The 21,338-nt window shown below is 69.0% G+C and carries 23 protein-coding genes; 7 read left to right on the plus strand and 16 right to left on the minus strand.

Translation table 11 applies throughout. The features are described 5' to 3' along the window. The 7 genes from VHS75_RS17560 to VHS75_RS17590 form a co-directional block, all read right to left on the minus strand. A partial coding sequence (locus tag VHS75_RS17560; protein WP_329639910.1) for a CHASE3 domain-containing protein occupies positions 1-723 on the minus strand: 723 nt, incomplete at its 3' end. 126 nt (positions 724-849) lie between these two features. After that, positions 850-1,437, minus strand: coding sequence for an XRE family transcriptional regulator (locus VHS75_RS17565; protein WP_329639911.1), 588 nt, complete (start codon positions 1,435-1,437; stop codon positions 850-852). Positions 1,438-1,513: 76 nt separating this feature from the next. Then, positions 1,514-1,858 (minus strand): cytochrome c, encoded by a 345-nt coding sequence (locus VHS75_RS17570; protein ID WP_329639912.1) that lies wholly within the window; start codon positions 1,856-1,858, stop codon positions 1,514-1,516. After that, positions 1,855-3,063, minus strand: a complete 1,209-nt coding sequence (locus VHS75_RS17575) for a molybdopterin-dependent oxidoreductase (protein ID WP_329639913.1) — start codon at positions 3,061-3,063, stop codon at positions 1,855-1,857. Before VHS75_RS17575 ends, VHS75_RS17570 begins: the two co-directional genes overlap by 4 nt. Before the next feature lie 56 nt (positions 3,064-3,119). Next, positions 3,120-3,428 carry a hypothetical protein gene (locus tag VHS75_RS17580; protein ID WP_329639914.1) on the minus strand — a complete coding sequence of 103 codons (309 nt, stop codon included), beginning with the start codon at positions 3,426-3,428 and terminating at the stop codon, positions 3,120-3,122. A gap of 68 nt (positions 3,429-3,496) precedes the next feature. Continuing rightward, positions 3,497-4,972, minus strand: coding sequence for a carotenoid oxygenase family protein (locus tag VHS75_RS17585; RefSeq protein WP_329639915.1), 1,476 nt, complete (start codon positions 4,970-4,972; stop codon positions 3,497-3,499). Positions 4,973-4,999: 27 nt separating this feature from the next. Beyond that, positions 5,000-5,815: a DUF1295 domain-containing protein gene (locus tag VHS75_RS17590; RefSeq protein ID WP_329639916.1), complete on the minus strand. Its 816-nt coding sequence runs from the start codon at positions 5,813-5,815 to the stop codon at positions 5,000-5,002. Positions 5,816-5,922: 107 nt separating this feature from the next. Here VHS75_RS17590 and VHS75_RS17595 point away from each other — a divergent pair, with 107 nt between their 5' ends. Further along, entirely contained in the window at positions 5,923-7,023 is a 1,101-nt protein-coding gene (locus tag VHS75_RS17595; RefSeq protein WP_329639917.1) for a YeiH family protein, read from the plus strand. Positions 7,024-7,029: 6 nt separating this feature from the next. On the opposite strand, the gene VHS75_RS17600 is transcribed toward VHS75_RS17595, so the two are convergent. Next, positions 7,030-8,577 carry a DUF1501 domain-containing protein gene (locus VHS75_RS17600; RefSeq protein ID WP_329639918.1) on the minus strand — a complete coding sequence of 516 codons (1,548 nt, stop codon included), beginning with the start codon at positions 8,575-8,577 and terminating at the stop codon, positions 7,030-7,032. Positions 8,578-8,587: 10 nt separating this feature from the next. Beyond that, a complete protein-coding gene (locus tag VHS75_RS17605) occupies positions 8,588-10,264 on the minus strand; it encodes a DUF1800 domain-containing protein (protein WP_329639919.1) in 1,677 nt (558 codons plus the stop codon). A 196-nt stretch (positions 10,265-10,460) separates the two neighbouring features. Between VHS75_RS17605 and VHS75_RS17610 the strand changes: the two genes are divergently transcribed. Together VHS75_RS17610 and guaD are read left to right on the plus strand one after the other, a co-directional pair. Next, complete coding sequence (locus tag VHS75_RS17610; RefSeq protein ID WP_329639920.1) at positions 10,461-11,486, plus strand: calcium-binding protein; 1,026 nt, start codon at positions 10,461-10,463, stop codon at positions 11,484-11,486. A gap of 2 nt (positions 11,487-11,488) precedes the next feature. Further along, positions 11,489-12,796, plus strand: coding sequence for a guanine deaminase (gene guaD, locus VHS75_RS17615; protein WP_329639921.1), 1,308 nt, complete (start codon positions 11,489-11,491; stop codon positions 12,794-12,796). On the opposite strand, the gene VHS75_RS17620 is transcribed toward guaD, so the two are convergent. Continuing rightward, entirely contained in the window at positions 12,793-13,893 is a 1,101-nt protein-coding gene (locus VHS75_RS17620) for an AGE family epimerase/isomerase (RefSeq protein WP_329639922.1), read from the minus strand. The two genes, guaD and VHS75_RS17620, sit on opposite strands and share 4 nt — an antisense overlap. A 62-nt stretch (positions 13,894-13,955) precedes the next feature. Next, a complete protein-coding gene (locus VHS75_RS17625; RefSeq protein WP_329639923.1) occupies positions 13,956-14,207 on the minus strand; it encodes a hypothetical protein in 252 nt (83 codons plus the stop codon). Between the two features lie 268 nt (positions 14,208-14,475). Between VHS75_RS17625 and VHS75_RS17630 the strand changes: the two genes are divergently transcribed. Further along, on the plus strand, positions 14,476-14,898 hold the full coding sequence (locus tag VHS75_RS17630) for a helix-turn-helix domain-containing protein (RefSeq protein ID WP_329639924.1): 423 nt from the start codon (positions 14,476-14,478) through the stop codon (positions 14,896-14,898). A gap of 9 nt (positions 14,899-14,907) precedes the next feature. Here VHS75_RS17630 and VHS75_RS17635 read toward each other — a convergent pair whose 3' ends face one another. Beyond that, positions 14,908-15,549, minus strand: coding sequence for a TlpA disulfide reductase family protein (locus VHS75_RS17635; protein ID WP_329639925.1), 642 nt, complete (start codon positions 15,547-15,549; stop codon positions 14,908-14,910). Between VHS75_RS17635 and argH the strand changes: the two genes are divergently transcribed. The 3 genes from argH to lysA are packed head-to-tail and all read left to right on the plus strand — an operon-like array spanning position 15,550 to position 18,580. Continuing rightward, on the plus strand, positions 15,550-16,986 hold the full coding sequence (gene argH / locus VHS75_RS17640; RefSeq protein WP_329639926.1) for an argininosuccinate lyase: 1,437 nt from the start codon (positions 15,550-15,552) through the stop codon (positions 16,984-16,986). It begins immediately after the preceding gene. Further along, positions 16,983-17,297 carry a hypothetical protein gene (locus VHS75_RS17645; protein WP_329639927.1) on the plus strand — a complete coding sequence of 105 codons (315 nt, stop codon included), beginning with the start codon at positions 16,983-16,985 and terminating at the stop codon, positions 17,295-17,297. Before argH ends, VHS75_RS17645 begins: the two co-directional genes overlap by 4 nt. Beyond that, positions 17,294-18,580, plus strand: coding sequence for a diaminopimelate decarboxylase (gene lysA / locus VHS75_RS17650; protein WP_329639928.1), 1,287 nt, complete (start codon positions 17,294-17,296; stop codon positions 18,578-18,580). The genes VHS75_RS17645 and lysA overlap by 4 nt, the downstream gene beginning before the upstream one ends. Before the next feature lie 72 nt (positions 18,581-18,652). Here the strand turns inward: lysA and VHS75_RS17655 are convergent, their stop codons facing one another. The 4 genes from VHS75_RS17655 to VHS75_RS17670 all read right to left on the minus strand — a co-directional run bounded on the left by VHS75_RS17655 (position 18,653) and on the right by VHS75_RS17670 (position 21,314). Then, positions 18,653-19,420 carry a hypothetical protein gene (locus tag VHS75_RS17655; protein ID WP_329639929.1) on the minus strand — a complete coding sequence of 256 codons (768 nt, stop codon included), beginning with the start codon at positions 19,418-19,420 and terminating at the stop codon, positions 18,653-18,655. A gap of 97 nt (positions 19,421-19,517) precedes the next feature. Then, a complete protein-coding gene (locus VHS75_RS17660; protein WP_329639930.1) occupies positions 19,518-19,922 on the minus strand; it encodes a hypothetical protein in 405 nt (134 codons plus the stop codon). 73 nt (positions 19,923-19,995) lie between these two features. Continuing rightward, positions 19,996-20,523, minus strand: a complete 528-nt coding sequence (locus VHS75_RS17665; RefSeq protein ID WP_329639931.1) for a phosphoribosyltransferase — start codon at positions 20,521-20,523, stop codon at positions 19,996-19,998. Further along, on the minus strand, positions 20,520-21,314 hold the full coding sequence (locus VHS75_RS17670; RefSeq protein WP_329639932.1) for a DUF3426 domain-containing protein: 795 nt from the start codon (positions 21,312-21,314) through the stop codon (positions 20,520-20,522). Before VHS75_RS17670 ends, VHS75_RS17665 begins: the two co-directional genes overlap by 4 nt. Between the last annotated feature and the right edge of the window lie 24 nt (positions 21,315-21,338).

Raw genomic sequence — 21,338 nt, forward strand, 5'->3', positions numbered from 1 at the left:
CATCCGGCCGACCTCGTCCTTGCGGCCCACCGCCGGGACTTCCACAGCGTGGTCGCCCGACGCCAGCGTCCCCATCGCATCCGTCATCTTAGAGATCGGACCCGCAATCGCGCGGCTCAGCAGCCAACCCATCAGGATGGACAACAGGACCGACAGCGCCCCGCCGAGCGCCAGCGTCAGGTCGGCGGTCGCCTGGGTGGAGCTCTGCTTGGCGGCGCGTTCCTTCAGCAACTTGGCCTCTTGGTCCCCATAGGCCTTGAGCAGGGCGCGAATCTTGTTCAGCCGGCCCTTCTTGCCCAGGTCGATCAGCGCGGCCTCGTGCGTGGCCGGATCGGACGCCATGCTCACCTGGTGGTCCTGCTCGGCGAAGATCGCGTCGACCTCGTCCCTGATCGCCGAGGTGTGGGCGCCGTCTTCAGGCGCGATCTTGGTCCAGTCGGCCATCACGTCGTGATATTTGGCCAGCGCGCCGTCCACCGACTTCAGGAACGACTTGTCGCCGGTGATGGCGAAGCCGCGCACCCCATTCTGGCGCTCGATCACCTGCAGTTCGACCTCGTGGGCCATGTCGAGCTGGGCCACCTCCACGTCGTTGTCCGCGACGGCGGTCTTGATGCTCTGCAGGTTCAGGAAGACGCCGACGCACATGGCGGTGACGATGATCACCACGCCGGCGAAACCGAGGGCCAGTTTCTTGGAGATATTCAGGTCGTTGAGAGACATGAGAAGGGCCTCGGAGGAGCGCGCCGAAGGACTCGGCGATTTCGCCAGTCCTTTCCCAGATCGGATTGAAATATTGGTTAAAGATGGGAAATCCGGGAAATGCAGCGCCCCGTCGGGAGATCGGCCCTAGGACCCAGCGGCGCTGTCGCCCGTATTGACCAGCAGGACCCGCGCCGGCCCGCCCCGGGCCAGCAGCACATAGCCGGACGCGGCGTCGAAATAGACCGCATCGCCGACGGCCATGCTGAGCGGGGCGTAGAGGTGGCTATGGAATTCCACGGCGCCGGACATCACCAGGACGTAGGCCTCTCCGGGTTGGACGACCGCCGGACCGTGGGCCTCAAGGGTCTCGGCCGTCACGTCGGCGATCGTCGGCGAGAAGCTCTTCGACAGCAGGTCGGCCGCGGCGCCGCGCCCCTCAGCTTGGCCGATGCGCACCGCAGCGCCCTCGCCTGCCCGGGTCACCGAGCGGCGGCCGGACGGAACCGCTGCGCCCTCCGCCTCGCGCGTCACCAGGCCCTCGAGATCGATCTCGAGGGCGCGGCACAGCCGCATCAGCTTGTCGTAGTTGAGCGCGTTCTGGCCCAGCTCCACCCGCGACAGCGTGGAGATCGGCACGCCGCTCTCCTCACTGAGCGTCGCAAGGCTCCAGCCGCGCGCGATCCTCAGCCTGCGGATCGCCGCCCCGGTCTTGTCTGACAGTCGCGACCGCATCCCACCCGATTCCCAAATCATCACGATTTGCGAGAATGGTACGGTGATTTCCTGGAAAGCGCGACCGCCTCTCGCGTCAGCGGGCGGGCGCCGCAGCGTAGGCCGTGGTCAGGTAGTTCACGATCGGTTTGACCGCGTCGTCAGGGATCGGCGCGCCATAGGCGTTGCGCATCTTGGTCACCTCGCCCTCCCAGAACGCCGCCGGCATGCCCCGCGGCTGGGTGGTGACGTAGTCGGCCGAATGGCAGGCCAGGCAGTAGGTCTGCGCCTTGGCCAGGTCGGGGCCATCGAGCAGGCGCGAGGTCTCCGACGGCGGCGAATAGGCCGGTGGCGCGGCCGAGGGTTGGGCGACGGCGAAACCGGCAAGTGTGGCGGTCGCCAAGGCCAGAAAGGCCGCAATCTGGGCGGAACGCGGGCTCATGCGGCCACCACCCGCACTGGATCGACCACGTTGCGCATATAGCCGGGCGGGTTCCAGGTCTGGGTCATGGGCTGGACCTCGCCGGCCTTGCTGCGGGCCCGCGCCATCAGCACGTGGTCGCCCTGGCCCAAGGCCACCTGGGTCGACCATTCACGGAATCCGTAGGGGCCGTGATCCTGGCCGAGGCCGGCCGGCGTCCAGGCCTTGCCGCCATCCGTCGAGACCTCGACGCCGGCGATCCCCGAGCCGCCGTCGAAGGCGATGCCGCGCAGCGCCACGCGCCGCCCGGCCCCGATCTTCTGGCCGTCCTGCACATTGGTGATGAAGCTGCGCACGTTCAGCTTGCCGATCGGCCGCGTCTGGGTCGCCGGCTGGCCGGCGGGCGTGCAGGCGCAGTCGTTGTCCGGCACGCGGTAGGCCTTCTGCATGAAGTAGCTCTGCGACTCCTGCTCCAGCAGGGTGATGTCGGTCAGGTGCTTGACCCAATAGGTGCCGTAGTAGCCGGGCACGATCAGCCGCAGCGGATAGCCGTTCAGCAGCGGCAGCGGCGCGCCGTTCATCTCATAGGCCAGCATCACCTCGTCCTGGCGGGCATGCTCGACACTGAGCGCCTTGATGAAATCTGGGATCGCCTTCATGGGCGGGACGTCGGCGCCGTTGAACTCGACGGCCTTGGCCGAGGCCTTGACGCCGGCCTTGTCCAGCAGGGCGCGCAAGCGAACCCCACGCCACAGCGCCGAACCCATCGCGCCATTGCCCAACTGGCCGCCGGCCACCCGCGGCGAGGAGAATCCGCGGCCGTTGCCGGAGCACTGATTGACTGCCGCCATCTCGACCACAGGGAAGTTGCGCCGCAGGTCGTCCATCCCGAGATCCAGCGGCGTCTCCACCGCCCCGCCGATCTTCAGGCGGTGGGTCGCCGCGTTCAGCCCGCGCGGCGGCGCGCCCGACAGGTGGTAGCGGACGAAGAAGGCGTCGTTGGGCGTGAAGGCGCCGTGATCGAACACCTCGAACGGCGTCTCAAGCTGCGGTGGGCGCTGGGTGAGGACAATCATCGGGCGTTTTTCGGGATAGACGCCCATCGGCCTTTCGCCGTTGGCGAAGGGCAGTGAGACCGTTTCTCCCGCGGCCTGCGCGGCGGACGCCGCCACAAGCGCGGCTGCGCCGGTCAGGACGCCGCGGCGGTGCGCTGTCGAGGTTTGCACGGTGGCTCCTCCCGAAGTCCGTTTCGGGCGAGACTGACCCAACCCGGCGCGCAGCGCTAGGCCGAGATATCGAGGAGCCGACCCTGGGCGGCGCCGGGTTGCTGGGCGGCGCCAGAGGCTGCGCTGACGCCGGCCAGGGCGCCGCCGAACTGCACCGCAGACGGACGGTTGGCCGGCGCCGCATCGCTGGCGACGGCGGATTTCGGCGCAGGGGTCGACGACGTGTGATCCTTGGCGTCGACGCCGTAGGGGCCGTCTTTGGGGTGGGCAGGGTCGATATGCTTCTTCGCGTAGTCGACGTCCGTGCAGTTCTTGCAGGAATAGCCGTTGACCGTGACCGGGGTCGGATAGTTCACCGTGGTCATCGCTCGGCCTTCTGACGCGAACCTTCCCAGAGGTCCGGCAGTCTAGTTCGTCAGGCTGAACGAATTGATTACAACCCCGCTTGAGCCCGGCGGACTTCCTCGCCCGAGGCCCAGGTCGCGTGGGTCCCGGAGGAAATCCGGTGCGGCAGGCGGATGCGGCAGACCGGTCCGGCGGCGATGTCCTTGGCGTCGACCAGCACGCACTCGGAGAGGTCCGCGCCCATGTCGGTGATGAAGCTGACCAGGTAGCCGTCGTCCTCGTCCGCGGCCCCGACGCGCGGTGCGAAGGGGGCCTCGGAGCCGTAGCAGCCGGGCCCGAAGTCCAGGGTCGTCGACGCGCCCGTCTGCAGGTCGTGCTTCACCAGGCCGGTGAACAGGAACCAGCCGGGCTTGGCCGTGGTCGAATAGAGGTAGCGCCCCTTGCGGCCGGCGGTCTGCTGGTTGAACGAGCCGAATTCCAGGATGCGGTCATCCAGCGGGCCTTCCCGGACCGCGCCGGTCGCAAGGTTGAACCGCCAGCGATAGAGCTTCGGCTTCATCGAGTGCTCGTCCAGATAGGCCATCATCTGGCCGAGCCTGGGCCCGAACCCTTCCAGCGGCGGCGGCTGCGGGTCCTCCTGGAAGTAGCCGTCGAGGACGATCTCATCTCCCTCCTCATAGGCGTTCATCCAGTGCAGGACGAAGCAGGGCTTGGCCTCGAACCAGCGGATATCCTGCGGCTGGCCGAACCGCGGCAGGATCGCGAAGCGGGTCGGCAGGTCCCGGTAGAACCGCGCGGCGTGATAGCCCTTCGGCAGCAGCTCCGGGTCCCAGAACAGCGGCAGGTCCGCCAGGATCGAATAGTGCTCCGTGAACGCCATGTCGTGCGGCAGGCGCGGCCCCGGCAGCGGGATCGGGACGTAGTGCTTCAGCCGGTTGTCGGCGCCGACCACGCCGTAGTGCATGTAGGGCGCCTGCTTCGAATAGTTGAAGAACATCAGCTCGCCGGTCGCCTCGTCGACCTTGGCGTGGGCTGAAATCCCCTCGTCAGGAACCCAGCCCTCGGGGCCATGCTGCTCCAGGCTGTAGGGGTCCAGCCGATAGCCCTCGCCGCACTGGTAGAAGGTCGAGAGGATCTTGCCGGCGTGGACCACCACGTCGGTCGACGAGGCGTCCTTCAGGGACCCTTGCGCGCCCCAGCCGGGCCGCTTCGACTTGGCCGGATGCTCCGCCAGGCCCGCCCACAGGGCCTCGCCCGCCGCGGCCTCGGCCTCGAAGCCCTTGGTGCGGACGAAACGGTTGCGGTAGCTGGCCTTGCCGTCCCGGAAAGCCATGACGTGCAGCATCCCGTCCCCGTCGAACGGGTGATAGAGGCCGATCGGCGCGTGCACCGGGTTTTCGGTATTGCGGACATAGGCCCCGTCGAGATCCTTCGGGATCTCGCCGATCACCGGCAGGTCGGTGGCGTCATACTCGTCGAAATTCGGCGTCCAGGCGCCGGTCATATAGGGGTGGTCGGTGTCGCCCAGCGTCGAGGCGATGCGGTTGACGAGGGTGGCCGGCATGCTGCTTTCCGCTGCTCCTGACCGATCCTATCCGACGCCGCCGGACTTGGGCGGCCAGGGGATCAGCGCGCTGGTCCGGCGCTGGTAGTCGTCATAGCCCGGCCGCGTCTTGGCCAGCCGCCGCTCGTAAGTCGCGCCGCCGCTCCAGCGGGTCAGGATGAAGATCAGCAGCAGCGGCCCCGGCAGGGCCCAGAGGCCGCTCATGGTCTCCGCGGCGATCAGATAGAGGCCGACCCAGGTCGCGATATCGCCGAAGTAGTTGGGGTGTTGCGACCAGCACCAAAGCCCGCGATCCAGCACCTGGCCCCGGTTGGCGGGGTCGGCCCGGAAGCGGGTGACCTGCGCGTCGGCCAGGGTCTCGAAGCCGATGCCGAAGGCGGCCAGCGCCGCGCCGGTCCAGGCCAGCGGCCCGATCCGCGCCGGCGTGCAGTCCACCTGCCCCAATTGAACCGGCAGCGACACGATCCACATCAACGGCGCCTGTAGCAGGAACACCATCCGCAGGCTCGCCTGGGCGTAGCCCCAGCCGCGCTCGGCCTTGGCCTTCTCCATCATCCGCACATAGCGCCGGTCCGGTCCGTGGCTGCGCCAGCGCAGGAAGAGGTGCAGTCCGAGCCTAAGCGCCCAGGCCCCGCAGAGCCCCACCAGCAGATACTGCCTGGGCCGGTAGCCGAAGGCCTGCAGATAGGTGGCTACCGCGAGCCCGCCCATGCCCAAGGCCCAGACAGAGTCCACGAAGGTCGGGTCGCGGATGGCCACCGCGATCGCCCAGCAGACCACGAACCCCAACACGCACAGCGCGAAGTTCACCGCCAGGACGTGGAGGATATCGGGCAGCAGCATCGCCCCCAAGCGTTCCACGCGCCCGCGGCGCGCACAAGCCAGTGGCGCGCAAACGCAAACCGGACCAGTTTGCGCGTAATCTCAAGACCGCGCGGGGATAGGGCTCCATGATCAATCGGGACATCGACACGGACGCGGCCACGGCGCACGAGATGTTCCAATCCTTCGACGGCATGGAGGGCCTGCCGGTCTCCGCGCCTGCGGCCCGCAAGCGGCTCAGCATCGAGGCTTTCGCCCGCTCGGTCTATCCCGGGCTGCTGGTCGCCATCACCATCGGCCTGGCCGCCGACTGGCTCTCCGGCCACTACAAGGCGCCGGTCATGCTATTCGCGCTCCTGTTCGGCATGACCTTCCACTTCCTGCACGAGGAAGGCCGCTGCATCCCCGGCATCGAGTTCGCCTCCAAGGCGGTGCTGCGCACGGGCGTCGCCCTGCTGGGCGCGCGGATCACCGTCGAGCAGATCATCGCGCTCGGGCCTGTGCCCATCGCCATGGTCGTGGCCGGCGTCACCACGACGGTGCTCGTCGGGATGCTGCTGGCCCGCCTGCTGGGCCAGAGCCGCAGCTTCGGCGTGTTGTCCGGCGGTTCGGTCGGCATCTGCGGCGCCTCGGCGGCCCTGGCCATCGCCTCGGTCCTGCCCAAGACCAAGGAAAGCGAGCGCGACGTCATCCTGACCGTGGTGGTGGTCACGGGCCTGTCGACCATCGCCATGATCCTCTACCCGATGCTGGTGACGGCGCTGGGCTTCGACAACCAGCGCGCCGGCCTCTTCCTCGGCGGCACCATCCACGACGTCGCCCAGGTGGTGGGCGCCGGCTATATGATCTCCCAGCAGACCGGCGATGTGGCGACCTATGTGAAGCTGCTGCGCGTGGCCATGCTGCTGCCGGTGGTGGGGACCATCGCTTTCATCCTGGCGCGCAACGCGGTCGGCGGGGCTGGCAAGGCCAAGGTGCCGCTGCCCTGGTTCCTGTTCGGTTTCGCCGCCCTGGTGGCGATCAACAGCCTGGGCTTCCTGCCCAAGCCGGCCGTCAACGCGGCCAGCGACATTTCCCGTTGGTGCCTGATCTTCGCCATCGCCGCACTCGGCATGAAGACCTCGTTCAAGGCCCTGATCGACGCCGGCTGGCGGCCGATCGCGGTGATGGTGGCCGAGACCGCCTGGATCGCGGGCCTGGTCCTGGCCGTGGTCGAGTTCGCGACCTGACCGCAGTCAGACGAATCCGAGATTGCGCGAGCTGAAGTTCGCGAGGTTCGGGAAGATCAGGTCCAGCGCCGAGGACGACACCCCGAACCAGGCGCCCAGCGTCGCGGCGTACTGATCCACCGAGGTCGTCGGGATCGTCGCATTGCCGGTGGCGTCAGGGTTCGAGAAGCTCCCGAGGTCAACGCCGACGGTGGGGAACTGGCCGTACATGTCGCCGCCCTTCACCGCCCCGCCCATGATGAAGTGGTGGCTGCCCCAGGCGTGGTCGGTGCCGTCGCCGTTGGTGGTCCAGCTGCGGTTGAAGTCCGAGGCCGTGAAGGTGGTCACCTGGCTGCGCCGGTCGATGCCGCCGACGTTGGAAAGCGCGGCGTCGAAGTAGTTGAAGGCGTGCGCCAGTTGGGCCAGCAGGTTCGGCTGGGTGATGTTCTGGGTGTTGTGGGTGTCGAAGCCGCCGAGGCTGACGAAGAACACCTGCCGCTTCACGCCCAGGGTCGCGCTGGCCGCCACCATCCGCGCCACCGTCTGTAGTTGCAGGGCTAGGGGATTGGTCGCCGCGGTCCCGGTGATCGGGTTGATATAGGTGGTGGGCGCCGCCACCCCGGTCACGATCGGCTGGGTGAAGGCCGAATTGACCGTCCCCGTGGCCCCGATCGAGCGGGCGACGATGGCCGCATAGTCCGAGGTGAAGTTGCTGGTCAGCGAGGTGTCGGTGATCAGGTCCTTGACCCGCGAGGGCGCCAGGCTGGAGCCGAACAGGCTTGAGCCCTGATCGCTGCTGATCGCCACCGCCGGCGAAGAACCGGTGGTGAGCTGGTATTGCAGCACCGTCTGGCCCGAGAGGAAGACCGCGTTGCCGGCCACGGACACCGCCGTGAACAGCGTCGACGAGCCGTTCATGCTGGCCAGCATGTCGCCCATCCGCCCGCCCCAGCCTTCCTGAGCGCCCTCGATGGCGTCGGCCTGCCAGGTGGACTGCTGGTCGTTGTGCGAGAACAGGTTGGCCGGGACCGGCACGGATTTGGCCGTGTACTGCGCCCTGGTGACCGGCTGGATCAGGGTGCCGACATTCGCCAGCACCGCCACGCGCTTCTGATCGAACAGGGTCTTCATCGGCCCCAGGAACGGATGCAGGCCGAAGGTGCGGGTGGTGGCGTTGGTGCCGGCGGGGACCTTCTGCGCCGTAGCCGGGACCAGGGGCAGCACGCCGCCCCAAGCTTCGGGGACCTTCAGCGTGGAGGTGCGGCCGGTGACCGGGCTGACCTGGCCGACCGGCGTCGGGGCGGTTCCGACCGGCATCAGGGCGATGGGGTCGCTGCCGGTGTTCCGCGCCGAGAAATAGCGGCTGAAGCTGTCGGTATCGGTGGCCAGCACGGTGTTGTTGCCGTCATTGCCGCCGAACAGGAAGACGCAGACCAGCGCCTTATAGTCCGGCGCGGCCTGGCCCGCCGCCGACCCCGCCGCGGCGAGCTGCAGGGCGAAGGGCGCGGCGCTGCCCAGGATCGAAAGGGCCCCGCCGACGCGGAGCAGGTGGCGGCGATCGATGGCGCTGGTCATGTCGCTCTCCTCACCGCTGCGCCAGGTATTCGGCCGAAGCCATGGTCATGAAGGCCGCCAGCTTGGCGCGGTTGAGCAGGGCCGCGTTGATCTGCGCCGGGGTCGCTGTCCCGCCCGGGATCGCCACCCCGTTCACCGCATCGACGATCCGGGTGCGCAGCGTGCTCGACATCTGCCCGTTCAGCAGCAGCAGGTTCATCCGATCAACGAGGGCGCCGGCGTTGGAGGCGATCCCCACCTCGGTCGCATAGGGCGTAGTGATGTCGTGGTTCGAGCCGACGCCCGAGCCGATCGCCGTCTGCATGGTGTTGAGGTAGCCCGCCACCGACACCTCGTCGGCGATCTGGAACTCCGGCGCCACATAGCCCAGGCCGCCCAGCTTGGTCCCCGGCGGCGAGTAGCCCGGCCGGAAGAAGTTGAACACCGACGACGAGGTCAGCGGCGCCTGGTCCAGCGAGGTGTTGGCGGCCGTCGAGGTCAGCAGCCAGCCGCCCGACGCCGACTGGGCGTTGAAGGCCCGCATCCAGTTGGTCATCCGCACCATCGGTTCGCGCAGCTTGCCGTAGTTGGGATTGGCCAGAGCCGACGCGGTGTCCCGCGCCTCGGGGTCCAGCAGGATCGCCGTCACCACCGCGGACATGTCGCCGCGCACGCCCTTGCCGTTGTCGTTGAACACCGCCGCCACCCGGCCCACGTAGGCCGGGGTCGGATTGCTGGTGACCAGCCGCTCGATCAGCTGCTTGGCGATGAACGGCCCGACGTTGGGGTGGTTGAACAGGGTGTCCAGCGCGATTTTCAGGTCGCCGGCGGGATCGGGCGTCGTGCTGGCCGCGATGGTCACGCCCAGGAAGCTCTTCGCTGTCGTGGCGTGGAAGCTCGGATAGGGGATCATCGGTTTCAGGATCGCGTTGGGATCCTTCTTGCCGCCCAGGAAGGTCGTGGTGCTGGGCGCCGGCGAGTACCAGCTGTAGCCGGTGAGCACGTCGGCGAGGCCGGCGATATCGCTGGCGCTATAGGTCGAGATCGGATGCCCGGCGCTGTCCAGTTTCTGGGCGCCGTCGGGGTTCAGCTGATAGAGCCCGATGGTCATCAGCTGCATGCTCTCGCGAGCGTAGTTCTGGTCGGGGTGACGCCCGGTGGTCAGGTCCGCCTTCTGGTTGGCGATCCAGGTCAGGTAGACGCCCATGGCCGGGTGCAGGCTGACCTGCTCCAGCAGGGTGCGGAAGTTGCCGAAGGCGTTGGCGCCCAGCATGTCGTAGAACGAAGCCGCGCTCAGCTCATCGACGTTGGGATCGGCCACAGAGACCACGAAGATTTCCGACAGCGCCAGCTTCACCCGCTGGCGCAGCTGGTCCGGCGCGGTCGCCGCCTGCTGCCAGAAGCTGCCGTACCACTCGTTGACGCTGGGATTGGGCGCGTTCGGCAGGGCGCGGCGGGCCTGCATGAAGGCCACATGGCTGCCCGAGACCGGCATGGCCATCTGCTCGGCGATCCACTCGGCGTAACCGTCGCCGCGCACCGTGTTGATCGAGGCGTCGGTGGCGCCGAAGCTGGCCTGGGTGAGGAAACGCGCTGCTTCCGTCGCGCTCGGCGGCATGGTCGGCGGCGCCGCGCCGTTGCGCGCGCTGCAGCCCGTCAGGACCAAGGCGGTCACGACGCCCAGCCAGACTCTCGTCTGCTGCGACATCTGCAAGCCCCCACTCACCGAACAGTCCCTCACTGCCTAGGTTGGCAGGTTTCTATACGCTGTCCATCGGTGTTTCGGCCGGTAACCTTACGGACACGGCCGCGGCATATTGGCCCCGTCGCGCGAAACGCGAACAACGTTGCGGCGCCAAAGAACTGGTCTACGATCACCGAGGGGCCTCAGAACGGATTTTGCCATGCCGACCTTCACGGCAGGCGCGCTAGGCGTCGACTTCGACCAGATCGACGTTGGGACGCTGGCCATGGGCCAGGTCAGCCAGCTCGGCTCGACCTCCTTCATCGTCAGCAACGGCGGCGAACAGGATCAGTTCTCGGGCTCAGGCTTCGTCTTTGGCGGCGGCGGCCTGCCGACCGGCGGCGTGATCACCGGCCTCAACGAGACCCTGTTCGGCCAGCAGGCCTTCCAGCTCACCGGGCTGAACCTGGTGGTCAGCGACCTCAACAGCTGGGTGGCGAGCGATTCCAGCGAGGCGGCCAAGATCGCCATCTTCGCCGGCGCCGATGAGATCGACGGCTCGGACGCCACCGACCTGCTGCGCGGCTACGGCGGCGACGACACCATCAACGGCAATGGTGGTAACGACCAGATCAACGGCGGCGATGGCAACAACATCATCCACGGTGGGACCGGCGATGACGTGATCGCCGTGACCGGCGGAACGAATTACCTGCGCGGTGACGATGGCGACGACCACATCCTGGGCGGCGCAGGATTCGACGACATCAACGGCAACAAGGGCAATGACACCATCGACGGCGGGGCTGGCGGCAACGACTGGCTGGTCGGCGGCCAGGGCGACGACCTGATCATCGCCGAGCACTCGTCCAACCTGGTCTACGGCAACCTGGGCAACGACACCCTGCAGGCCGGTGACGGCGGCGACACCCTGCGCGGCGGCCAGGGCGACGACTCGATCCAGGGCGGCGCGGGCGCCGACTTCATTTCCGGCGATCGCGGCAACGACACCGAGAGCGGCGGGCCGGGCGCGGACATCTTCCACGGCAGCCAGGACGCCGGGATCGACCGGGTTCTCGATTTCAATCAGGGCGAGGGCGATCGGGTGCAGCTCGATCCCGGCACCACCTACACGCTCACCCAGGTGGGGTCCGACACGGTGATCGACATGGGCGCCGGCAACCAGATGATCCTGGTCGGCGTCCAGCTCTCGACCCTGAAGACCGGCTGGATCTTCGAAGCCTGAGCGTGACCGTCCAGGCCTACCGCGCATCCCTGCTCCATATGCTGGACGATCCCTGTGTCGCGCCGGCGCAGGCGGCGTGGGCCCACCACGCCGACGGCCTGCTGGTGGTCGACGGCGGCCACGTCGCGGCGTTCGGGGCCTATGCCGACATCGCGCCGACGCTGGGCGCCGACACAACGGTCACCAATCTGTCCGGCAAGCTGATCACCCCCGGCTTCGTCGACGCCCACATCCACTATCCGCAGACCGACGTGGTGGCCGCCTGGGGCTCGCAGCTGCTGGACTGGCTGAACACCCACACCTTCCCTGCCGAGCAGGCCTTCGCCGACAGGGCGCACGCCGACGAGGCGGCCGACTTCTTCCTCACCGAGCTCTTACGCAACGGCACCACCAGCGCACTGGTCTTCGGCACCGTGCACAAGACCTCGGTGGATGCGCTCTTCGAGGCGGCGCTGGCGCGCAACATGCGCGTCATTTCCGGCAAGGTGCTGATGGACCGCCATGCGCCGGCCGCGCTCACCGACACGGTCGAGACCGGCCGGGCCGATACCGAGGCCCTGATCCGCGCCTGGCGCGGCCGCGGACGCCTCGGCTATGCGGTCACCCCGCGCTTCGCCGTCACCTCGTCCGACGCCCAGCTGGCCATGGCCGGCGAGGTCGCCGCGGCGCACCCGGAGGTGCTGATCCACACCCACATGAGCGAGAACCTCGCCGAGGTCGAAAGGGTCGGCGAGCTCTTCCCGAACGCCCGCGATTATCTCGACGTCTACGCCCGCCACGGCCTGGTCGGACCACGCTCGGTCCTCGCCCATTGCGTCCATACGACGAAGGACGCACTCGGCCGGATGCGGCAGGCCGGCGCGTCGGCCGCGTTCTGCCCGTCATCGAACCTGCTGCTGGGCTCGGGTCTCTTCAGCCTGAAGCAGGCCTGCGATTGCGGGGTGACGGTGGGCCTGGGCACCGACATCGGCGCGGGCGCCAGCTTCTCCCTGCTGCACATGATGGGCGAGGCCTACAAGGTGGGCCAGCTCGCCGGCGAGACGGTCGACCCGATGCACGCTTTCTACCTGGCGACCCTGGCCGGGGCCCGGGCGCTACGGATCGACGACAAGGTCGGCAACCTGGCGCCCGGCAAGGAGGCGGATTTCCTGGTCCTCGACCTGGCCGCGACGCCTTTGCTGGCGCGCCGGACAACGGGCGCGAGAACCCTGGCCGAGAAGCTCTTCGTGCTGCAGGTCCTGGGCGACGACCGGGCGATCGAGGCGACCTATCTGGCCGGACGGCTCGCCCACAGCCGGGACGCGGTCTAAGCCCGGGCTAGCAACTCAAGCACGGCCACCATCAGGTGGTAGAACGAGGTGGCCGGCGACGGTTCTTCCACGAAGGTCCCGTCGGCGCGCAGCTTGTCGCGCCAGGCGCCGCGGGTTGGTGTTTCCAGGTACTGCGCCAGCCCCCGCGCCGCCTGCAGGCCCTGGCCCGCGTCGCCCAGCACCACGGCGGCCTTCAGGTGTTCGGTCTGCGGCCACAGCCGCGCCGAACCATCGCGCACCGAGAAATCGTCCCACAGCGCGTTGACCGCGACCTCGCGGCCCGGATCGACGCCGCGCAGGCCGTTCTCGAACAGCCGCCGCGCCACGGCGACCGCCGAGGCGTCGCCGCGTAGCCGTCCCCAGCGTTCCAGCAGCCAGGCCCATTCGAAATGATGGCCCGGCTCGACGAGCCCGCCCTCGCCTTCCAGGGCCCGCCAGTCGGCGTCGAAGAACTCCCGCAGCGCGCCGCTCTGCGGATCGATGAAGCGGGTCATCGCCAGCCCGGCGATCTCGTCGGACAACGCCGCCCAGGCAGGCCCGCCCAAGGGCTCCCAGGCCAGCGCGCTCTCGAACAGGTGCATGTGGCAGTTGGCCTGGTAGGGATGGGGCCCGTTCTCGCGGAACCCGCCGCCGGCGGCCCGGCGATCCTGCAGCCCCGCCATCACCGCCGCCGCCTCGCCTTCCAGATCGGCGCCGTCCGCGGCCCGCAGCGCCGCCATGGCCAGCAGCACGAAGGCCTGTTCATAGTTGTCGGCGCCGGTGTCGATCGGCGTCCCGTCGCCGGCCACCCGGTTGATGAACAAGCCGTCGTCGCGGCGGTAGGCCGTCAGGAACCGCGCCCAGCCGGCGCGGGCCACCTCCAGCCACTGCGCTCCGAAGCCCGCCGTCGCCGCCGAGGCGAAGACGAACACCTGCCGCGCCTGGGCCCGCGCGCGGCGCGGCGCCTCGATCGGCCGGCCCTCGACGCTCAGGCTCTCCTGGAAAAGGCCGCCCACGGGATCGACGCCGGCCCCCGCCCATAGGGGCAGGGCGGCCTCGCGCAGCCAGGCCTCGTACCAGGCGGCGGCGGCGGGAAGGGAGTTGAAAGGCGCAGCCATCGCGGCCTTATGGCGGATTCTTGCGGCCTTGGTCAGGCGCCCAACAGACAGGCGCGCCGAAATCAGGCGTCGTGCGTCCGCGCAGCATGGGCCACATGGAACGAGCCGGAATGCGACAGCACGATCCAGTCGCCGCAGCGGGCGACCACCGGACCATCCGGCGTGCGCACCTGCACCGCCGCGCCCTCGATCACCGCGCAGGCCTCCTCGCCCAGCCACTTCCAGAGTGCGCGCCAACTCTTCTTGTCGCTGGGCGGCGGCACGCGGAGCGCCGCGCCGTGGTCGAAGGGCGGATGCAGGCGGATGGGGCGCATGGGACCTTGGGTTGCCGTCGAATCGTCGGACCTTGGAATTCGGGCTGCTTCGGTGACCAAGTGCTTAACTGCCCCCCGTCGCGATTTGGCCTTTCCGGCCGCGACAGCGCCCTGGGGGCTGCACCGTCTGAGGTCGAATTTGTCGCACCCGCCGGTCGCAGACACTCTTTTCAATGCAGAAACAGCAAGCTTAACTTATGGTAGAGCCGTGGCGAGGGCGTCCTTGGGGGGACGTTCGCCAGCGAAACAGACGGCCGGGGAGATTGAATTGGCTGACCCGTCGACGAAGGCTCCAGACCCGATGGACGTGGCCCTGGGAGCGGCCGTGCGGATTCGCCGGCGGACCATCGGCATCTCGCAGGAGGCGCTGGCCGAGCAGTGCGGCGTGAGCTTCCAGCAGATCCAGAAATACGAGAACGGCGCGAACCGGATTTCCTTCTCGCGGCTGGTGCAGATCGCCCGCGCTCTGCAATGTCGGGTTGTCGACCTGATGGACGTGCTGGACGGCCCGGACCGTGAGACGACCGGCGATCTGGACCTCTTGACGCGCATGCGCACGCCGGGCGCGCTGGAGTTGCTGGCCGCCTATGAGCAGATGGCGCCGGAGGCCCGCACCTCGCTGGTCAGCCTGCTGCGCGCGGTCACGAACCAAGTCGCCGAAGCCCACGCCAAGGCCCGCCAGCTCGCCTGAGCCCCAGGCTCAACCTTGCGCCAGGATCTTGTCGATCGTCGCCTTGGCGCCTGGGCCATTCCAATCGGCCTCGCCGGAGATACGGCCGCGCTCCAGGCCGTCCTTGCCCAGGATGATTGTGGTTGGCATGCCGTTGGCCGAGGGCTTCAGCGCCCAGGGCAGCTTGGCGTCGGGATCGTTGTAGAAGCTGAGCGGCGCGTTGGCCGCGATGAAGGCCTTGGCCGGCTCCAGGGCGTCGGCCTTGTCGATGCTCACCGCGACGACCGCCACCGGCTTGCCGGCATAGGCCTGGGCCAGCTTGGCCAGCGTCGGCATCTCCAGCTTGCAGGGCGCACACCATGTGGCCCAGAGATTCATGACCACCACCTTGCCCTTGAAATCGGCCGGCGTGACCTTCTTTCCCTTGTCGTCGAGGAAGACATAGGCGGGCGGCGCTGAGCCGTCGGCGGGGTGCTCCAGCTTCTTGGCGACGTCGTGGGTCGGCGGCGCTGTGGCCACCGCACCCGAGGTCCCAGCGGGGCCTTGCGTCACCGGCTTGGTCGACGACTGGGCTATGATGTAGACAACCGCGGCGACGCCTATAGCAGCGGCGCCCCAGAGGGCCCATGTCAGGACCCCGCCCCTGGGCTTGGCCGCGGACTGATCGTTCATATGACCACAGACTCCTCTGACGCCCCGAAGACGCCTGCCGCCAGCGGGCAAGCCCTCGCTGGCCAGGCGATGTGGGGCGGCCGTTTCTCGGACAAGCCGGCCGAGCTGATGCAGGCGATCAACGTCTCCATCGGCTTCGATCGCCGGCTCGCGGCGCAGGACCTGGAAGGGTCCCGCGCGCACGCGGCGATGTTGCAAAAGACGGGCGTCATTACAAGCGAGGACGCCGAGGCGATCCGGGGCGGCCTGGCGACGATCTCCGCCGAGATGGACGCCGGGACCTTCCCGTTCCGTGAGGAATTCGAGGATATCCACATGAACGTGGAGGCCCGGCTTCGCGAGCTGATCGGACCGGCCGCCGGGCGGTTGCACACCGCACGCTCGCGCAACGACCAGGTGGCGCTCGATTTCCGCATGTGGGTGCGCGACGCCTGCGACCGCACGGGCGCGCAGGTCCGGGCGCTCCAGAAAGCGCTGATCGCCAAGGCCGAACCGAACGCCGCGACCCTGATGCCGGGCTTCACGCACCTGCAGCCGGCCCAGCCGGTCACCTTCGGCCACCACCTGATGGCCTATGTGGAGATGTTCGGCCGCGACGCCGGCCGCTTCGCCGACGCCCGGGCGCGGATGAACGAAAGCCCGCTGGGCGCCGCGGCGCTGGCCGGCTCGCCCTTCCCCATCGACCGGCACATGACCGCCGCGGCGCTGGGCTTCGACCGCCCGAGCGCCAACTCTCTCGACAGCGTCGCCGACAGGGATTTCGCCCTGGAGGCCCTGGCGGCGGCGACGATCACCGCCATCCACCTGTCGCGCCTGGCCGAGGAGATCGTGATCTGGATGACGCCGCAGTTCGGCTTCATCACCCTGACCGACGCCTTCACCACCGGCTCGTCGATCATGCCGCAGAAGAAGAACCCCGACGCCGCCGAACTGGTCCGCGCCAAGGCCGGCCGGATGCTGGGGTCGTTCGCCCAGCTCTCCGTGGTGATGAAGGGCCTGCCGCTGACCTATTCGAAGGACATGCAGGAGGACAAGGTCCCTGTCTTCGAGGCCTTCGACGCGCTGGAGCTCTCCCTGCGCGCCATGGCCGGCATGGTCGCCGACATGCAGCCCGCCGTCGAGAACATGAAGAAAGCCGCCGGCGCGGGCTTCTCCACCGCCACCGACCTCGCCGACTGGCTGGTGCGCGAGCTGGGCCTGCCGTTCCGCGACGCCCACCACATCACCGGCGCGGCGGTGAAACGCGCCGAGCAGCTGGGGACCGACCTGCCCGGCCTACCGCTCGCCGATCTGCAGGCCCTGGACCCGCGGATCACCGAGAGCGTTTACAAGGTGCTGACCCCGCAGGCCTCCGTGGCCAGCCGCATGAGCTATGGCGGGACCGCGCCTGATCAGGTCAGCGCCCAGATCCAGCGTTGGAAGGAAATCCTCGCATGAGCCTCCGGACCTTCATTCGCACAGGCGCCGCCCTGTTGATCTTCGCCGCGCCCGTGGCCGCCTGCGGCAAGCTGGGCCAGCTCGAACGGCCCGGCCCGCTGAACGGCGCCGGCCGCGCCACCGACCGCCAGGCCGAGGAGCAGCGCCGCCAGGCGCAGGATCCGCAACGCCCGGTCGACACGGTCGATCCGCGCGACCGCTCCACTGACCCGGCTCCACCGCGGACCCTGCCGATCCCCGGCACCGGGGACGACGTGACCCGCGCCGGGCCGCCCGGCGCCCTGCCCGACCCCTACGCCAATCCGCGATGAACCACTTCGAGCTCGGCCGAGGAGAGCACGGGGGAACCGAGCTCTTTTGCGAAGACGTGCCCTTGGCGAAGATCGCTGAGGCCGTCGGCACGCCGGTCTATGTCTATTCGTCCGCGACCCTGGTCCGGCACTTCACCGTGCTGCGGGGAGCCCTCACCGGCGCGGGCCTCAAGGATCCGCTGATCGCCTTCGCCGTGAAAGCCAATCCCAATGTCGCGGTGCTACGCACCCTGGCCCAGGCCGGCGCGGGCGCCGACGTGGTCTCCGAGGGCGAGGTGCGCCGCGCGCTGGCCGCCGGCGTGCCGCCGGAGCGCATCGTGTTCTCCGGCGTCGGCAAGAGCGAGGCGGAGATCGTCTTCGCGCTCGAGGCCGGTGTCGCCGAGATCAATCTCGAATCCGAACCGGAACTCCAGTTGGTCAACGCCGTCGCCCAGCGGCTGGGCCGGCGCGCCACCGTCGCCATCCGGGTCAATCCCGACGTCGAGGCGGGCGGCCACGCCAAGATCTCGACGGGCAAGGCGGAGAACAAGTTCGGCGTCTCCATGGCCGAGGCCGAGCGGCTCTACGCCCAGGCCTCCAACATGGCTGGCGTCCGTCCCGTCGGCGTCGCCTGCCACATCGGCAGCCAGATCACCGACCTCGCCCCGCTTGAGGCGGCCTTCCGCAAGATGCGCCGCCTTGTCGAGCGCCTACGCGGCGAGGGCCTCAGCGTCGAGCGGCTGGACCTCGGCGGCGGCCTGGGCGCGCCCTATTTCAACGCCCCGACCCCGCCGGCGCCGGCCGACTACGCCGCGATGATCGCCGCGACCATGGCCGGCCTGCCCGACATCCAGTTCGCCTTCGAGCCCGGCCGGATGATCGCCGCCAACGCCGGCGTGCTGGTGGCCCGCGTCCAGCATGTCCACGCCCGGCCCGAAGGCCGCAAGTTCCTGGTGCTCGATGCGGCCATGAACGACCTGCTCCGGCCGGCCATGTACGACGCCTATCACGACATCCGCCCGGTCAAGCCGCGCGACGGCGAGCTCCAGCCCTACGATGTGGTCGGCCCGATCTGCGAGACCGGCGACACCTTCACCCGCGACCGGCTGTTGCCGCCGCTGGAGGCCGGCGACCTGGTGGCTTTCATGACCGCCGGCGCCTATGGCGCAGCCATGTCCAGCGAGTACAACTCGCGCCTGCTGGTCCCGGAAGTGCTGGTGAACGGCGACCGCTTCGCCGTGGTCCGCCCGCGCCCGACCTATGACGACATGCTAGCCAAGGAGACGAGCGCGCCCTGGCTCTGAGGCCTAGACCCTGTCCCGACTATATCTGGAGCCCTTCCCACTCAGGTTGATCCAACCTGAGTGGGAAGGGCTCTAGCGCCCGATCAGGTGCATCGAGAACTGCGCCCATGCGGGCGATTGCAGCAACCAGACGGCGGTGAATTGCAACGCGAAGATGAAGCCGGCGCCCGCCGCATAGGCCGGATGCAGCCGCCCGCGGGTGGCCAGGTCATAGCCGCCGAAGCCCAGGATCAGCAGGTCGTTGCCGGTGTAGAGACCGAGCAGCGTCGCCGCATAGCCGTTGCCCAGCGCCCCATGGATCGGTCCGCCCAGCGCCCGGGCGAAGCCTGCGTCGGTGATGTAGAGCGTCGCCAGCAGCACCAGCCGCTTGTGGGTCGACGGCGACTTGCGGAAAAGCAGGCCCGCCGTGAGCAGGACCCCGAACGCCACGATGTCGCTGAACTGGACCGCCAGAAAGGCGGGCGGCTTATGGTCCTTCGCGAACTTCGCCGCGTCGACGACGACGGCGGTCGCGGGCCCCAGCACCACCATCACCGCCGCCAAGCCGATGGCGGCCAAGCCCACCTGGCGGTGCAGGTCCTGGCGGCCCATGCGGATCAGGCTCACCTGGGTGGTGAACAGCACCATCCAGCCAACGAAGGCCGCGGCATGGAAGTGGACGATCAGCGGATAGGCAGCCTCATGGGTCGAGACGTGATGGATCACGTCGCCGCCGAAACCGGTGACGATGCCGCCCCACATCAAAAGGGTCCAGATCAGGAAGGCGCTGCGGTCCCACCGATGGAACGGCATGAACGGCCGCTCCGGTTTGCGCTCGCCGCCCGCTGCTATCGCCGTCATCGCTCACGCCCCCGCGTTTCCCGGACAAGCTAAGCCGTTCCGGGGTCGATCGACACTGCACATTTTTGATGGAGTCGGGCAAAAGCCGCCCGGCGCCTTAGAGGTCGGCGCAGCTCGACATGTTCACCGGCGCGTGGTCGGCGCGGGTCCAGCCGGACGGGCCCTTGGTGAACTCAGACGTCCGCGAGCCGGCCTGGGCCTGTTTCAGCTTTGGGTCGAAGCCGTTCCAGGTCATGGCGGTGACGACGCGGGCGGTGATCCCCTTGGCGGCGTCGTCCGGCGTGACGGTGCGCTCGGCCTTACAGGCGACCTCGAAGGTCTGGCACTTCTGGTCCTCCGACGTTCCCTTGCAGAGCGGGTCGGCGGCGATGATCTGCTTGCGCCAGCTCAGGATCTCATTGTCCAGGCCGGCGAACTTGCCCGTGGCCTGACCGCCCGCCGGCGCGGACTGGCTGCACGCGCCCAGGATCGAAAGGGCCGCCATCGCGGCCACACGTCTCATCAACTCAGTTGCTCCTATTGGGCGTAGAACGCGGGGGGATGCCGTCAGGATGCGGCGATCTCGTGACGTCTCTTTAGTCGAGCGCCCCGATATAGGGGAGCCCGCGATAAGCGCCCGCATTGTCCATGCCGTAACCGACCAAAAATCGGGCAGGCGCGTCCCAGGCGACGAAGTCGGGCGCGATGGCGCGTTTCGTCGGCCAGGGCTTGCTGGCGAAGACGCAGGTCAGCACTTCCGCCGCGCCGGCGTCGCGCACCAGGCGCGCGGCTTCGGACAGCGACAGGCCGGTGTCGAAGACGTCGTCCACCACCAGGGCCCGGCGGCCGGCCAGCGGACGCTGCAGGTCGGCGCGCACCTCGCAGCGGCCCATGCTGGCCCGCTCGTCGCCATAGGACGCCAGCCAAAGGGCGTCGAAACGGACGTGACGCCCGACGCGGGCCAGGGCGCGCATCAGGTCGGCGCAGAACCACAGGCCGCCGGTCAGCAGGCAGATGGCCACCGTCTCGTCATCGATGCGCGGCGCGACAATCGCGGCGAGCGCCGCGACCCGCGTGGCGATCTCGGCTTCGGTCAGCAGGACGGCAGGGGCAGTATCGGTCATTTAGCGTCCGGCGACTTGGCGGATGGGGCCGAGGCGCCAGGCGCGGTCGGGGCGGCGGCAGGCATGGCGACCGCGACCGGCGCGGTCTTCCCGGGCGGCTCGAAGCTGACCTGCAGGTCGTGCGTCGAAGCCGGCGGGTCGACGATGGAGATCGCGAAGTAACGCACGGCCCGGCCGGGGACGGCGGCGTCGATCGGCCGGGCGATCTTGACGGCCACCGGCCTGCCGAGGCGGTCGAGCAGGCTGATCCGCAGCGACGGGGCGTTGGCGGCGTCATCGCGCTGATTGTGCAGCTGGCCAGTGACCGACAGCGCCGGGTGGCCGCCCTGGAAGCCGGCGTCCGCATGGACCTTCTCGATCTCCAGGGCCGAGACCGGCAGGCCGAGGCCGGCATAGGCGGCCTGGCTGGCGGGCGCCAGCCGCACCACCTCGGCGCGGAAGACGATGGCGCCGGCGATCAGACCCGCGACCGCCACGGCCGCGCCCGCCCAGACCAACGCCGCGCCCTTGCCCTCGGCGCGCGGCGGCGGAGCCGCCTTCCGGGGCGCCGCCGGCGTCGGCGCAGGCTCCTCGAACACCACCTCGTCGAGCGGCGCGGCGGAGGACGGAGCGGGCTTCGGCGCGGCGGCGGCCGCCGGTTTGGACGGTGGCGACGCGGGCTCTGCGGCGCCATCCGGCAGCGCCATCCAGCGGGCGCCGCAGTTGGAGCACTTCACCGTGCGCCCAGCCGCCGAGATCCGTGAGTCGTCCACGAAATAGCTGGTGGCGCACTCTGGACAGGTCAGTATCATGACACTCGAATCGGACGCTCCCGA

It is taken from the genome of Phenylobacterium sp. (genome assembly GCF_036264965.1).
Classification (GTDB): Bacteria; Pseudomonadota; Alphaproteobacteria; order Caulobacterales; family Caulobacteraceae; genus Phenylobacterium.

Bases quoted from the DNA above. Each gene is read 5' to 3' on its own strand.
- VHS75_RS17565 (WP_329639911.1), bottom strand. From the start codon at position 1,437: ATGCGGTCGCGACTGTCAGACAAGACCGGGGCGGCGATCCGCAGGCTG.
- VHS75_RS17665 (WP_329639931.1), bottom strand. From the start codon at position 20,523: ATGACCGATACTGCCCCTGCCGTCCTGCTGACCGAAGCCGAGATCGCC.
- VHS75_RS17595 (WP_329639917.1), top strand. From the start codon at position 5,923: ATGATCAATCGGGACATCGACACGGACGCGGCCACGGCGCACGAGATG.
- VHS75_RS17625 (WP_329639923.1), bottom strand. From the start codon at position 14,207: ATGCGCCCCATCCGCCTGCATCCGCCCTTCGACCACGGCGCGGCGCTC.
- VHS75_RS17655 (WP_329639929.1), bottom strand. From the start codon at position 19,420: ATGACGGCGATAGCAGCGGGCGGCGAGCGCAAACCGGAGCGGCCGTTC.
- VHS75_RS17570 (WP_329639912.1), bottom strand. From the start codon at position 1,858: ATGAGCCCGCGTTCCGCCCAGATTGCGGCCTTTCTGGCCTTGGCGACC.
- argH (WP_329639926.1), top strand. From the start codon at position 15,550: ATGACCACAGACTCCTCTGACGCCCCGAAGACGCCTGCCGCCAGCGGG.
- VHS75_RS17600 (WP_329639918.1), bottom strand. From the start codon at position 8,577: ATGACCAGCGCCATCGATCGCCGCCACCTGCTCCGCGTCGGCGGGGCC.
- VHS75_RS17610 (WP_329639920.1), top strand. From the start codon at position 10,461: ATGCCGACCTTCACGGCAGGCGCGCTAGGCGTCGACTTCGACCAGATC.
- VHS75_RS17635 (WP_329639925.1), bottom strand. From the start codon at position 15,549: ATGAACGATCAGTCCGCGGCCAAGCCCAGGGGCGGGGTCCTGACATGG.
- VHS75_RS17645 (WP_329639927.1), top strand. From the start codon at position 16,983: ATGAGCCTCCGGACCTTCATTCGCACAGGCGCCGCCCTGTTGATCTTC.
- lysA (WP_329639928.1), top strand. From the start codon at position 17,294: ATGAACCACTTCGAGCTCGGCCGAGGAGAGCACGGGGGAACCGAGCTC.
- VHS75_RS17590 (WP_329639916.1), bottom strand. From the start codon at position 5,815: ATGCTGCTGCCCGATATCCTCCACGTCCTGGCGGTGAACTTCGCGCTG.
- VHS75_RS17660 (WP_329639930.1), bottom strand. From the start codon at position 19,922: ATGAGACGTGTGGCCGCGATGGCGGCCCTTTCGATCCTGGGCGCGTGC.
- VHS75_RS17585 (WP_329639915.1), bottom strand. From the start codon at position 4,972: ATGCCGGCCACCCTCGTCAACCGCATCGCCTCGACGCTGGGCGACACC.
- VHS75_RS17620 (WP_329639922.1), bottom strand. From the start codon at position 13,893: ATGGCTGCGCCTTTCAACTCCCTTCCCGCCGCCGCCGCCTGGTACGAG.
- VHS75_RS17605 (WP_329639919.1), bottom strand. From the start codon at position 10,264: ATGTCGCAGCAGACGAGAGTCTGGCTGGGCGTCGTGACCGCCTTGGTC.
- VHS75_RS17580 (WP_329639914.1), bottom strand. From the start codon at position 3,428: ATGACCACGGTGAACTATCCGACCCCGGTCACGGTCAACGGCTATTCC.
- VHS75_RS17670 (WP_329639932.1), bottom strand. From the start codon at position 21,314: ATGATACTGACCTGTCCAGAGTGCGCCACCAGCTATTTCGTGGACGAC.